Here is a 10,441-nt window from a genome sequence, read left to right on the forward strand (position 1 = left end):
GGACTTCCGATGGATAACATTCGGTACACAATTTACGACATCGCGGCGGGCCGAAGTCTGGAAGTTGGGGAAACACAGGCCGACGCGATCTCGGCTATGATGGCCAACTTGCCGACAAATCACGCGATGATCCCCTTGGAATATGGCGACGAGGAATGGTATTTTGTCAACGGCAAGCCGGTGCCGCGTCCGGCACCTCCGGACCTCGCGATCCGCTGGTTTGGCGTGATTTTGCCCGATGTCGACGCGCTCAATCCATTGGAGCTGGAGATCAAATCGACCCATGTGAACGGGCGTTTTAACGTCACAGCCCCTCGGGTCGTCTTTGCCCAGCCCGGGATTTATGAGGTGACGCTCAAACAGGCGTGGCCCTTGCGATCGGTGACGGTAACGCTTGAAGTGACGGCGGTACCGGAAGGGATTTCTCTGCCTGAAGGCTTTGTGATTGCGCCGGATATCAATGACTTCCGTGCCACCTTTATCACGGCGCTTTATGGGGAAAGCGAAGCGGTCGCGCGGGCGGTTCTGGGCAATCCGGATGATACAACCCGCCAAAGATGGCTGTTGAAACGGGCGATCCATGACCGCGCGCTTGCCGGCACGCTGAGCGCCTCCGATCAAGTGGCCTTGGAGCAGGCGGTGAAATATTCCGGCATGTCCACGGCGGACGAGCTGGCGCTGATTGGCCAAAAAGTCGCCTTTGAAAACTGGGTGGTGATGCGCACCGAGGGCATCCGGCAGGAAGCCGAGCGGCGGATGCTGGCGGCCCCCACATGCGATGACGTTCTGCAGGCCGTCGACTGGGCCTATGCCGAGAGCGCGACGGCCGTCGCCGAGGCGCAAACGCTCTAGGCGTGCCTGGGGCCAGTCCCCCAAACCAATCCTGACACCAACCTTGGCGCTAGAGCGCGCCCGAACACACGGAGTGCCGATGTGACTGATGACCTATGCGATCAGCGGGGCCAAAGCCCGACTAAAACCTACTTGGCGCAATTTACGGAACTGGAGCGTCTTGCGCTGCATTCTCTGGCGGAGATTTTTCAAGACAAGCCCGCGCGCGATGATCTGCGGCGGTTGGTGCAAGAGGGCACGACGCTCAAAGAGATCATTCTCGCCTATCGCACCCAGCGCCGGATGATGTCGTCGCTCAAAGCGGTGGCCTCGCTGATTGCGGTGGTTGGCGCGGCCTATGCGGCGCTCAAGACGCTTGGCGTGTTCCCCAAATAGTCCAATTGAAACAACAGAAACGAGGTAAGAATATGAAATTGATACCAGAATGGAAGCAGGTTTTGACCGGCGCATGGTCGGCAATTTTGGCCATCATTGGCGCAGTGGCGATGGCGGCGGGCGCGGCGTGGGAGTATTTTGCGCCGGAGGATCTCGGGCTGGAAAGCTGGCAATATCTGATGATCGCGGCGTTGCTATCGGCGGGGGTCTCAGGCGCGCGAGTGACGCAGCAGGAGGCGCTGGCCCAAAAGGTGGCGGAGTATCTGCGCGCCAGCGGCGGAGCGATCCAGAAAAAAGGCGTGGGCATCCTTGCAGCCAGTGCGGTGGCTTTGGCGAGCGCTGTTGGCTTTGTCGGCGGTTGGGAAGGTAAAGAGAACCAAGCCTATTGGGACAATATCGGCAAAGTCTGGACGGTGTGTCATGGCGAAACGCGCGGTGTGGGGCAGGGGGATTACTACACCGATGCGCAATGCGCGGAGATGCTGGCCGAGGGGCTCATCGAGTTTGAGCGCCAGCTTGATCGCTGTTTGACGTCGCCCATCGATATCCCCGTCAACACAAAGGTCGCGATGATGGCTTGGTCCTGGAACGTCGGTGTCGGTGCTGCCTGTCGCTCCACATTGGTGCGTAAAGTGAACGCGGGCGATCTGCTGGGGGCCTGCCATGAATTGCCGCGTTGGAACAGGGCGGGTGGCAAGGTGATCCGTGGCTTGAGCAACCGGCGCGGGGCCGAACGCAAGCTGTGCCTCTCTGGGCTGGGGTGATGCGCATCGTCAATCCTTGGCTCCTTCTGGCATTTTTGGCGGCACTCGGTGCCGCCTATGGTGTCGGGCGGGATCACGGTAGGCAAAAGGCGCTGATGGGCGTGCTAGAGGCGACACAGCGCAAAAACCGCGAGTTGTTCAACCTTGCCGAAAAAACATCCCGTATCGCCGCCCAACTCAACAGGGAACGCGCTGCACGCACAGCGCTTCAGGAGGATTTTGAATATGCAGCCATTGAAGCAATGGGGGCCGATCGCTGCGCTGTTGATGCTGACAGCGTGCAGCGGATCCGCGCCCTCTGGGATGCGCGCCCCTAGGCCTGATGCCGAGCTGCTCGCGCCCTGTGAAAAACCACGGCTCGCACCAGGTGCAAAGAGCCAAGCTCAAATGGAAATCGCGGTAGGGCGAATTGGCAATGATTTGATCACTTGCGCCGATCGGCATGGGGCGCTGGCGCAGTGGGCGATCGAGCATACTGCAATTGTTGGTCCTCTATAGAGCGACCGCAAAACGAGATACCCGCGCCTACGGGCGGGGGCGCTCGGTGTATCAGCACCGAACACCACGCGGCATATATTCAAACAAACCGCGCCGACAATCCGATAAAGAATATCGTCGCCCGACTCTCGCGAGAGCGCGCGACCAATATTTGAGAATCAATCATGAACACAATGACTAAGGTGTCCGCAGCGGCACCCGTTGCCCCATGGCTTGGCGGAAAGAAACAACTGCACAAAACCCTGATCAAGCGGATTGAGCGCCTGCCTCACAAGACCTATTGCGAGCCCTTTGTTGGAATGGGCGGCGTGTTCCTCCGCCGGATATTGCAACCCCAATGCGAGGTGATGAATGATTTTAATGGCGAGATCATCAACCTGTTTCGTACCCTGCAACGTCACTATCCACAATTTTTAGCTGACTCCCGCTGAAATACTTTGAAATGCACTTAATGTGGGGCCGTTCAAGCTGTCCCAACCCAATGCCAAACCCCAAGGCCCTATTTGGCCATACAAACCACCTTCTGGCATTTTATTTCCAATCAATTATGACAAACATTGATAAGGGATGATTAATCGTTCCCGCTTTCATCTTCTCTGAGCTAAATTTGTAAAAAAAAGTAAAAACGACGGGGATAACTACTCGGAAGAGTAAAAATAGACCAAAAATAAACAATACTACCTGCGGGTATAATTCGTTTGTTATTAATTGGGTGTGCCACATGACTAGTGAAATAGCCGTCGCTATCGCTATGAGACCGGTAACTTTAAAGTTCCAATAAAAGTCTTTCTTAGTCATTCTCCACTCCTATTTTTGTGATCGTGGTCTGGGTGAGGTTACGCCGTCCTCGTTGGTGAAAATTTCTATGTCGTCATCGTCTATATCCAAAGTGTAATTGTACGCTAGGCCGTCTGCGAGTTGATTATCTCCCACATGGAGTTAATGTCAAATCTGGTGTTTGAGGTTTGTGGGTCATGCGGCGATCTGGTTGGGGTTGGTGGTGAGAAGGACTACGGCAAGAACATGTTTGAGCGCAGCGACTTCGCGCGCATGTCTGAAATTCTCTCAAACCTCAAAGGCGCGTTTCTGCTGTCGATCAATGACACGCCAGAAATTCGGGAAGTGTTTGCGGGGTTCTATTTTGAGGAGGTGCAATTGACCTACTCAATCGCCACGTCAGGCTCCACGCAGGCCAGGGAGTTGATCATTTCAAATAGAAAGGTAGAAACAACTTTGATTTAGAACACTGGGGCGGCCACGGCCGCCCCAGTGTTCATCGCATTAAGTTCGCAGCGAAAGTCCAGTTCTCGGTCAACCTGACCATGTCCGCAAACGGCGGCGATCTCAACCGGTCGACGCAACACACTCTGCGAACTTCTCTGCTGGCGTTTGATATTGCAAGGTCTTGCGAGGGCGTTCGTTGAGTTGCCTTGCGATCAATTTCTAGCTTGAGCATTTATTTCAGCAGTGTTTCTGAAGCCAGTCGACCAAAAGCATTTGCGGCCTTGGGGCTCGCGCCCGTAATCAGACGACGATCAATATGGCATGACGCATCGGCTTTCGTGTTGGTGATCTGCACGCCCAGAGCAGTCAACTTCTCACACACCCACCACGGCATCGGGCCTGGCAAGTAGCCGATCATGGGAGTTTGTTTGTCGACCGAATCTGGGAACACAGTCATCTTGTATCCTTCATACAAGAACCCTTTTTTTGTCTTCGCGGACAATAACGCGGCAGGGCCGTGACAAAGAGCCAGTGTGAACAGGCCCCGTTCATGCGCCCAGTGCAGCACTTTCCCGACGTCCTTATTGTCGGGCAGCCCGAGCATAGCACCATGGCCTCCGGGGATGTAGACCGCAGCATAAGGTGCCTCATCATTCATATTGTGTGCAACAAAATCCGCAAGGCTGCCAGGGTTCGCAAAGGCATCTGCATGATCGCGATAAAGCCTTTTCACGTCTGCATCATCCGCAGGCATTGCCCATTCCTCGATCGCGACAGGCGCGCCGGTTGGCGTCACAATATCAATTTCAAAACCCGCGTTCATGAGATGAAGCATAGGCAAGCCCATCTCGACTGGATGGTTGCCCGTAGAGAACTTTTTGCCGTTGGCCATCGTCATGTTGCGTTCTTCGGTGCAGATCATCAGCACGCGATTTTTGGGGCCCACATAAGGTTTGGCATAAGCCCCACCATCGTAATCCGTGGTAGTCGATGTGCCCAGTTTGATTGCCAAAGGGGACGGGCTGAACGCACCATCGGTTGTGGGTATCGGTGTCGCACGGAAAAGCTTGCGAAGAATGCTCATATCAGTTGACCTCAGTGACGATGGTGTCGCGGGACTTGCGTACTTTGCCCATTGGCAGCAACCAATCACTGCCCTCGTCGCGGTAGCCTAGAGGCAGCAACACAACTGACCGCAAACCGCGCTCTTTCAGGCCAAGGATTTTGTCCACGGCATCGGGATCAAAGCCTTCCATCGGCGTGCTGTCGACCTCTTGCTCGGCGGCGGCGACCAGTGCAATACCCAATGCGATGTAGGCTTGGCGCGCGGCATGGGCGTAATTGACCTCCGCCTCACGAGGCAGGTAATTGGACTTCAGATTGTCGTAATAGGCGTGCAGCATCGGTAGGTCGCCACGTGCCGCTACATTGAGGTCGACGACGTTGTCGATCCGTTCGGCCGTGTAATTATCCCAAGCCGCAAAGACCAACAGATGCGATCCATCAGTGATCTGCACTTGCCCGCCAGCAGCCTCAGCAATCTTGCTGCGAATGTCCGGATTGGTCACAACAAGCAACTCGAACGGTTGCGTACCACTGGATGTTGGGGACATGCGGATCGCCTCGATAATCGCATCAACCTTGCCCTGCGGGACATCTTTGGACGGGTCCATCTTCTTTGTGGCGTAGCGCCAGTTCAAAAGATCGTTGAGTGGTTTCGCGGTCATATGCTTGATCCTATTGTCAGCGCCCCATTAGGGCAGTATATATTCGTAACCGACTATCTATTGAGTACTAAATGATGTTGCAAGAAGGCACATTTCTGAACCTCGGTCACAAAAAAGGAACCGCCATGCTGGACGACAAACAATGCCCGGATTGCAAACGCATCAACGAAGTGCTGTCGCGTGTTGGCGATCGGTGGAGCGTGCTTGTCGTGATCTCCTTGGCCGAATACGGGACGCTGCGGTTTAATGAACTCAAGCGCAACCTGGGCATCTCGCAACGGATGCTCAGCCTGACCCTCAAAGAGTTGGAACGCGACGGCCTTGTGAACCGAACCTATCACCCAACAATCCCGCCAAAAGTTGAATACAATCTAACTGATATGGGTCAGTCATTCCGAGAGCCCGTCAGTGCCTTGGGCTATTGGGCACTGGAAAATCTCGCCATGATTGATTCTGCGCGGCACGCATACGACGAGAAAGCGACAAATTAACCAACTCACTTGATGCAAGTCCTACCAACGCTCCAAAGCGGCCCTTCGCATATTACGCATAGATCGCAGAAAACGACCGCCAGTGGACCACTAAGCGCGGTGCATTGAACGACAGCGGAGAGTGACCGATGCCGCGCAGTGTAAAAAGGTCGGTCTTGCTCTTTATGCATCATGCTTCTTGAGCGCTGAGACGTCGCGTCAGACTTGCCGGCCTTTCTCGAGCCAGAGGGTATGGGCTATTGCCCATTCGGGAACCGTTGCTGTTTCAAAGCCATACACTTTACCGGTCGCAAACGATTTGAACGCCTTCATTGCCTTGAGGTGTGCACCCTCTGAAAGGTAGGCCAGCATTGCCTTGCGAGAAGTCCAAACAGTTATAGTGTGATGAACGCCATTGATTGTGCGTGCATCTGCCGAGAGGCATCCATCCGCTGACTTTGCTTGCGACATCGATGCGGCTGCATGACGCCAGAACGTCGGCGCATGCCACACTCTTTTCAGCTGCAATCCAGTGATCGAGACGTAAAAGACATCAGCCATGCGAATCGCCCAAATGATACCCACCCGTGATCCAGTTTTGGACCAGTTGGGTAAATTCCTGGCCCTTATCCTGGTAACAGAAATGGCCGCAGTTTTCAAAAATGGTCAAGGCACTTTTGGGAAGCCGTTTGTGCAATCGTTCTGCATTGTCGGTTGTCAGGAAAGCGTCTTGATCACCCCAAAAAACGTGGACCGGCACATCGAGTGTATCCAGATGGGGATCAATAGCTTTGGAGCCTTCCGGGTAATGCTTGAACCATGAGCAAACCTGACCGATCCGCCCGCTGTAGGAAGCTACATAATCTGCGACTTCCTCTGCTGATGGGCTGTAGTGCAAATACCCAAGCTGGATGGCACCAGCAATGAATGCGCGCGCGCCGGTCATTTTCACCATCGATCGCCAAAATCCGGAATGAATGATCTTGGTGACAAGGCTACCGTTGTCCGAAGGCAGAATGCCCGGTCCATCCCCGACCAGAATGCTTGCCGCCTTATGATCACGGTGAATGACATAATGCAGCGCCACTGGCATCGCGATATCAGGAGCAACAATATGAATGTCCGTCAGACCCATTTCAAAGACAAATTTTTCGAGGAATGCGCTTTGCGCCTCGAAGGTCATAAAGCTCATGTCACCTGCGCTGCGGCCAAAGCCCGGCAGGTCGAGCGCGATCAAATAAGTGTCAGCCGCAAGAGCGTCCCAAACCTTATCATAACATAAGATGCTCTGCGGAAGTGGGCTCAGAAGAAGCACTGTTGGACCTTTCGGATTGCCAGCCCTCGCAAAGCGGATGTCCACACCGTCTAAGGTCATACGTTCTGGCTTCATTGCAAAACGCGCTGGGGCCTCGCTTATTTTTGCGGCCCCTTTCGTACGCAGACGCCGCACTTTGAAGAACTCGGGCGTCATCATCATCAAGCTTGCCGCGTTCATGCGGCCCAGCATTCCAATCGGTTTTTTTGGCATCTTTTTTTGACTCCAGTAGGGTATATGGCGTTTTCAATATTTATTTCGTATCTATGGGTACGATAAGTGCGAGTCAATTTAAAATACCTTGGAGTCCGTAATGAAAAAAGCAGAAAAACGAGGGCGGCCAAAGACTCTGGACCGCGAACACGTTCTACAGACTGCATTGATGCAGTATTGGGATCTCAGCCCGACCGACGTCTCCATCGGCGAGATTGGCAAATTGACAGGCGCTTCAAAACCCGGAATCTACCGCGAGTTTGGGAGCGATGATGGCTTGAAACGTGCCGCGCTTGAGGCTTACCGCAGCTTGGCCCTGTTGCCGTTGTTCGACATTCTAAAACGAGATCAGAGCTTCGCGGCTGCGAAGGCCGCCTTGGTCGCGTTCACAACGCAAGACCGCGAGGCGCTGGGGATGCCGTCGGGTTGCCTGTTCGTCGCGATGCGTGCGCAGCGCGATAGCCTCGGGTCAGCTACAGGTGAACGCGTGGATCAGCTTCGCCATGAAGTGTTGGATACCTATATGGCTTGGATCGAGACCGCCAAATCCAAAGGGGAGTGCAGTGCTAAAATGCCAACCGACGCTGCGGCGCTCTACTTCGATGCTCAAAACGGTGGGGCGATGCGGATGCAAAAAGAAGGGGTTGATAACGCCACTATCGCAACCGTTCTTCGTTATGCATTCCAGATCATCGAGTAGAGTGGCAAGATATTTCGACCAAGTCACGCCGCCTCGAAGTGAGCAAAGCAGACCTTCATAGCGACCGCAGCGAAATGGCGATTTGTCCGCATAGCAGACCTCTGTGCAAACCGCAGCGAACGTCGGCTCTCCGCCCTTAGTGACGAATGCTGCGTTTGCATAAAAACTCCGAAACAACTCTTAGTGCAGTTGTCGCGAACGGCCCATTGCGGACTCTGGTGCTTGTGACAAACGCTGCGACGCAGCTTCGCCAGATCGGACATTCGAGCAAATTGCAGCATTTGGATCGATGCAAGGTCAGCAGAGCGGGACAATGCGGTTGTAAGCCGCGCGGTTCGCCATTTGGAAAACCAAAGTTTCTGGGCTAACCTCCACTAAACCTTGCAGATCAACATTTCTAGGAGACTGAGTATGCGTTTAATTCATTTACTTGCGGCAGCAGTTTGCATTGGCTCTGCGTCGCTCCCAGCGAGGGCAGAGATGACGCAGGTCGAGCGCGATATGTTCGTCCGCCGGACTTGCGAACTTGCAATATGGGGGCTGCCTGCGGTCGCAATCTACGACCTTGAGCTTGCGATTAAACGAGACGCAGGTGCAGAACCGGGTACGATAGCCTTCATGACCGCACCAATGGACTCGCGCCATGGGATGCTAACGGCCAACGATGTAACGCCTTATGTTTTTGCGGCTATGCCCATGAACGGCGAACCGCATGTGATCGAGGTGCCAGCCATCGGCGATAAAGCGCAGCTTTTCGGCTCCGTTCTTAATGCGTGGCAACGTCCTCTTGTGGACGTAGGGCCGTCGGGCGATGATGCGGGTAAGGGTGGTCGTTATCTGATCGTTCCGCCGGGCTACGAGGGCGAATTGCCGACCGAAGGATATTTTGTCGTGCAATCAGACACTGCCGCCGCGCATTTCGCATTTCGGCCAGTCGCAATCAATGGCGGGCAGATGGCGGATCAATCCACCTATTCAAAAGGCGTCAAGGTTTATCCTCTCTCCGACCCAAGCGCGATCTGGCCATACATTGATGTCTACGAGAACCCGGTAAATACACTGCCGGTTTACGACTACACCTTTTTCACGGACCTCAACACGGCGATGCAGCGCGAATTGCCGCTTGAACGCGACTACGCCATGACCGGCCGTCTGGCATCAATCGGCATCGTCCCGGGAGAGCCGTTCAACCCCAGCGAAGAAACCAAGGAAGCCATGCTTGAAGGACTTCAATGCGCATATGACTACATGCAGCATTGGTTCGTGACTGAGGGTGGCAGTCTCAAACGACTTTGGGATGACCGCCAGCACGGCACATTCAACATTCCACTGGAGCAGGCCAAGATCGGATTGCCCTTCATCGACCAGACAGGCCTGATGATCGACAAGCGGGCCTACGCGTATTTCTACGTGACCTATCTGCCAAAGAAACTGGGAGGCGGCACCTATTACATTTCAGGATTGCGAGACTCGAGAGGCGAATTGCTGAACGGGAAAGACACCTATCGTCTGAACGTTCCCGCTGACACTCCGGCTGAAGATTTCTGGTCGGTAATCGTCTATAGCATGAAGACCAAAGGCTTCATCCAAAATGCGGAACGTGTCGGTCTTGCTTCTCCAAACATGGAAAACATGATCCAGAATGATGATGGGTCAGTTGACGTCTACTTTGCGCCCAAGGCACCGGATGGAAAAGAGGCCAACTGGATTCCGACAGGTGAAGATTGGTTCATCCTGTTCCGCCTCTATGGGCCGAGTGAAGGCTGGTATGAAAGCGGTTGGAAACTCCCCGATTTTGAGAAGCTTGATTGATGTTTGAAAGAATGGCGAGCTGCATTCGTCGCGCCATTCTGAACGTCTACCTTGGGTCTGAGCCTACTTCTGCTGCGCAGAACAGAAACGTATTTTCGCTGCCCGTTGAAGGTCCGCTTCCAAAAGTTGCACCCAATAGGTTAGCGACAGCAGCGAATTCACACTTCCCGCCCTTAGTGACAAATGCTGCGGTCGCATAAAGGTCTCGAGCCTAGCTCTAGCATAGATGTCGCGAACGGCCCGATCCAGACATTCACACCATGCTAAAACGCTGCAGCGCAGAACCTTCGCCGACATTGATGAAAATTAAGACTGGAGCCAATAGATAGCTAAACAGCGAGAAAGTTTCATTGCGGGGTAAGATTGAAATTCGTTCATTTCAAAATAATTTCACCAAACGAAATTACGAATTTTTCACGAAATTTATTTGCAACCAAATGAAATTATTAGTAAAACGTTGCTTCTCGACCGCACCAATATTTTCCCCTTAA

Annotated in this window: 14 protein-coding genes; 9 read left to right on the forward strand and 5 right to left on the reverse strand. The window is 53.9% G+C overall.

Features of this window, described 5'->3' with window-relative positions; translation table 11 throughout:
* Positions 1 to 9 precede the first annotated feature (9 nt).
* The 5 genes from AB9F29_RS19600 (at position 10) to AB9F29_RS19620 (ending at position 2,920) form a co-directional block, all read left to right on the forward strand.
* Positions 10 to 852: a hypothetical protein gene (locus AB9F29_RS19600; RefSeq protein ID WP_369756930.1), complete on the forward strand. Its 843-nt coding sequence runs from the start codon at positions 10 to 12 to the stop codon at positions 850 to 852.
* 81 nt (positions 853 to 933) lie between these two features.
* The gene (locus AB9F29_RS19605; protein WP_335586729.1) at positions 934 to 1,227 is read left to right on the forward strand and encodes a hypothetical protein; all 294 of its coding nucleotides are present in this window, start codon (positions 934 to 936) and stop codon (positions 1,225 to 1,227) included.
* A gap of 32 nt (positions 1,228 to 1,259) precedes the next feature.
* Entirely contained in the window at positions 1,260 to 1,991 is a 732-nt protein-coding gene (locus AB9F29_RS19610) for a lysozyme (RefSeq protein ID WP_369756931.1), read from the forward strand.
* Positions 1,991 to 2,308 carry a hypothetical protein gene (locus AB9F29_RS19615; protein WP_369756932.1) on the forward strand — a complete coding sequence of 106 codons (318 nt, stop codon included), beginning with the start codon at positions 1,991 to 1,993 and terminating at the stop codon, positions 2,306 to 2,308. The genes AB9F29_RS19610 and AB9F29_RS19615 overlap by 1 nt, the downstream gene beginning before the upstream one ends.
* A 345-nt stretch (positions 2,309 to 2,653) precedes the next feature.
* On the forward strand, positions 2,654 to 2,920 hold the full coding sequence (locus AB9F29_RS19620; protein WP_369756933.1) for a DNA adenine methylase: 267 nt from the start codon (positions 2,654 to 2,656) through the stop codon (positions 2,918 to 2,920).
* Between the two features lie 100 nt (positions 2,921 to 3,020).
* Here AB9F29_RS19620 and AB9F29_RS19625 read toward each other — a convergent pair whose 3' ends face one another.
* Positions 3,021 to 3,287 (reverse strand): hypothetical protein, encoded by a 267-nt coding sequence (locus AB9F29_RS19625; RefSeq protein ID WP_369756934.1) that lies wholly within the window; start codon positions 3,285 to 3,287, stop codon positions 3,021 to 3,023.
* A 144-nt stretch (positions 3,288 to 3,431) separates the two neighbouring features.
* Here AB9F29_RS19625 and AB9F29_RS19630 point away from each other — a divergent pair, with 144 nt between their 5' ends.
* On the forward strand, positions 3,432 to 3,731 hold the full coding sequence (locus AB9F29_RS19630) for a hypothetical protein (RefSeq protein ID WP_369756935.1): 300 nt from the start codon (positions 3,432 to 3,434) through the stop codon (positions 3,729 to 3,731).
* A 214-nt stretch (positions 3,732 to 3,945) separates the two neighbouring features.
* Here the strand turns inward: AB9F29_RS19630 and AB9F29_RS19635 are convergent, their stop codons facing one another.
* Together AB9F29_RS19635 and AB9F29_RS19640 are read right to left on the reverse strand one after the other, a co-directional pair.
* The gene (locus AB9F29_RS19635; protein WP_369756936.1) at positions 3,946 to 4,797 is read right to left on the reverse strand and encodes a DJ-1/PfpI family protein; all 852 of its coding nucleotides are present in this window, start codon (positions 4,795 to 4,797) and stop codon (positions 3,946 to 3,948) included.
* A 1-nt stretch (position 4,798) separates the two neighbouring features.
* On the reverse strand, positions 4,799 to 5,440 hold the full coding sequence (locus tag AB9F29_RS19640) for an NAD(P)H-dependent oxidoreductase (protein ID WP_369756937.1): 642 nt from the start codon (positions 5,438 to 5,440) through the stop codon (positions 4,799 to 4,801).
* 71 nt (positions 5,441 to 5,511) lie between these two features.
* Here AB9F29_RS19640 and AB9F29_RS19645 point away from each other — a divergent pair, with 71 nt between their 5' ends.
* Positions 5,512 to 5,931 (forward strand): winged helix-turn-helix transcriptional regulator, encoded by a 420-nt coding sequence (locus AB9F29_RS19645; RefSeq protein ID WP_369756938.1) that lies wholly within the window; start codon positions 5,512 to 5,514, stop codon positions 5,929 to 5,931.
* A 198-nt stretch (positions 5,932 to 6,129) separates the two neighbouring features.
* On the opposite strand, the gene AB9F29_RS19650 is transcribed toward AB9F29_RS19645, so the two are convergent.
* Positions 6,130 to 6,471, reverse strand: a complete 342-nt coding sequence (locus AB9F29_RS19650) for a hypothetical protein (RefSeq protein ID WP_369756939.1) — start codon at positions 6,469 to 6,471, stop codon at positions 6,130 to 6,132.
* Positions 6,464 to 7,300, reverse strand: a complete 837-nt coding sequence (locus AB9F29_RS19655; RefSeq protein ID WP_369756940.1) for an alpha/beta fold hydrolase — start codon at positions 7,298 to 7,300, stop codon at positions 6,464 to 6,466. Before AB9F29_RS19655 ends, AB9F29_RS19650 begins: the two co-directional genes overlap by 8 nt.
* A 238-nt stretch (positions 7,301 to 7,538) precedes the next feature.
* Here AB9F29_RS19655 and AB9F29_RS19660 point away from each other — a divergent pair, with 238 nt between their 5' ends.
* Both AB9F29_RS19660 and AB9F29_RS19665 read left to right on the forward strand, forming a co-directional pair.
* Positions 7,539 to 8,138 (forward strand): TetR/AcrR family transcriptional regulator, encoded by a 600-nt coding sequence (locus AB9F29_RS19660; RefSeq protein ID WP_369756941.1) that lies wholly within the window; start codon positions 7,539 to 7,541, stop codon positions 8,136 to 8,138.
* Between the two features lie 411 nt (positions 8,139 to 8,549).
* Positions 8,550 to 9,950, forward strand: a complete 1,401-nt coding sequence (locus tag AB9F29_RS19665) for a DUF1214 domain-containing protein (protein ID WP_369756942.1) — start codon at positions 8,550 to 8,552, stop codon at positions 9,948 to 9,950.
* The last annotated feature ends 491 nt before the right edge of the window (positions 9,951 to 10,441 follow it).

It is taken from the genome of Falsihalocynthiibacter sp. S25ZX9, assembly GCF_041205405.1.
GTDB classification, from domain to species: Bacteria; Pseudomonadota; Alphaproteobacteria; order Rhodobacterales; family Rhodobacteraceae; genus Falsihalocynthiibacter; species Falsihalocynthiibacter arcticus.

What these genes read in the sequence shown, in the direction of transcription:
- AB9F29_RS19655 (WP_369756940.1), bottom strand. Translation starts at nt 7,300, where the DNA reads ATGAAGCCAGAACGTATGACCTTAGACGGTGTGGACATCCGCTTTGCG.
- AB9F29_RS19625 (WP_369756934.1), bottom strand. Translation starts at nt 3,287, where the DNA reads ATGACTAAGAAAGACTTTTATTGGAACTTTAAAGTTACCGGTCTCATA.
- AB9F29_RS19640 (WP_369756937.1), bottom strand. Translation starts at nt 5,440, where the DNA reads ATGACCGCGAAACCACTCAACGATCTTTTGAACTGGCGCTACGCCACA.
- AB9F29_RS19610 (WP_369756931.1), top strand. Translation starts at nt 1,260, where the DNA reads ATGAAATTGATACCAGAATGGAAGCAGGTTTTGACCGGCGCATGGTCG.
- AB9F29_RS19645 (WP_369756938.1), top strand. Translation starts at nt 5,512, where the DNA reads ATGATGTTGCAAGAAGGCACATTTCTGAACCTCGGTCACAAAAAAGGA.
- AB9F29_RS19620 (WP_369756933.1), top strand. Translation starts at nt 2,654, where the DNA reads ATGAACACAATGACTAAGGTGTCCGCAGCGGCACCCGTTGCCCCATGG.
- AB9F29_RS19660 (WP_369756941.1), top strand. Translation starts at nt 7,539, where the DNA reads ATGAAAAAAGCAGAAAAACGAGGGCGGCCAAAGACTCTGGACCGCGAA.
- AB9F29_RS19630 (WP_369756935.1), top strand. Translation starts at nt 3,432, where the DNA reads ATGTCAAATCTGGTGTTTGAGGTTTGTGGGTCATGCGGCGATCTGGTT.
- AB9F29_RS19600 (WP_369756930.1), top strand. Translation starts at nt 10, where the DNA reads ATGGATAACATTCGGTACACAATTTACGACATCGCGGCGGGCCGAAGT.
- AB9F29_RS19665 (WP_369756942.1), top strand. Translation starts at nt 8,550, where the DNA reads ATGCGTTTAATTCATTTACTTGCGGCAGCAGTTTGCATTGGCTCTGCG.
- AB9F29_RS19635 (WP_369756936.1), bottom strand. Translation starts at nt 4,797, where the DNA reads ATGAGCATTCTTCGCAAGCTTTTCCGTGCGACACCGATACCCACAACC.
- AB9F29_RS19615 (WP_369756932.1), top strand. Translation starts at nt 1,991, where the DNA reads ATGCGCATCGTCAATCCTTGGCTCCTTCTGGCATTTTTGGCGGCACTC.
- AB9F29_RS19650 (WP_369756939.1), bottom strand. Translation starts at nt 6,471, where the DNA reads ATGGCTGATGTCTTTTACGTCTCGATCACTGGATTGCAGCTGAAAAGA.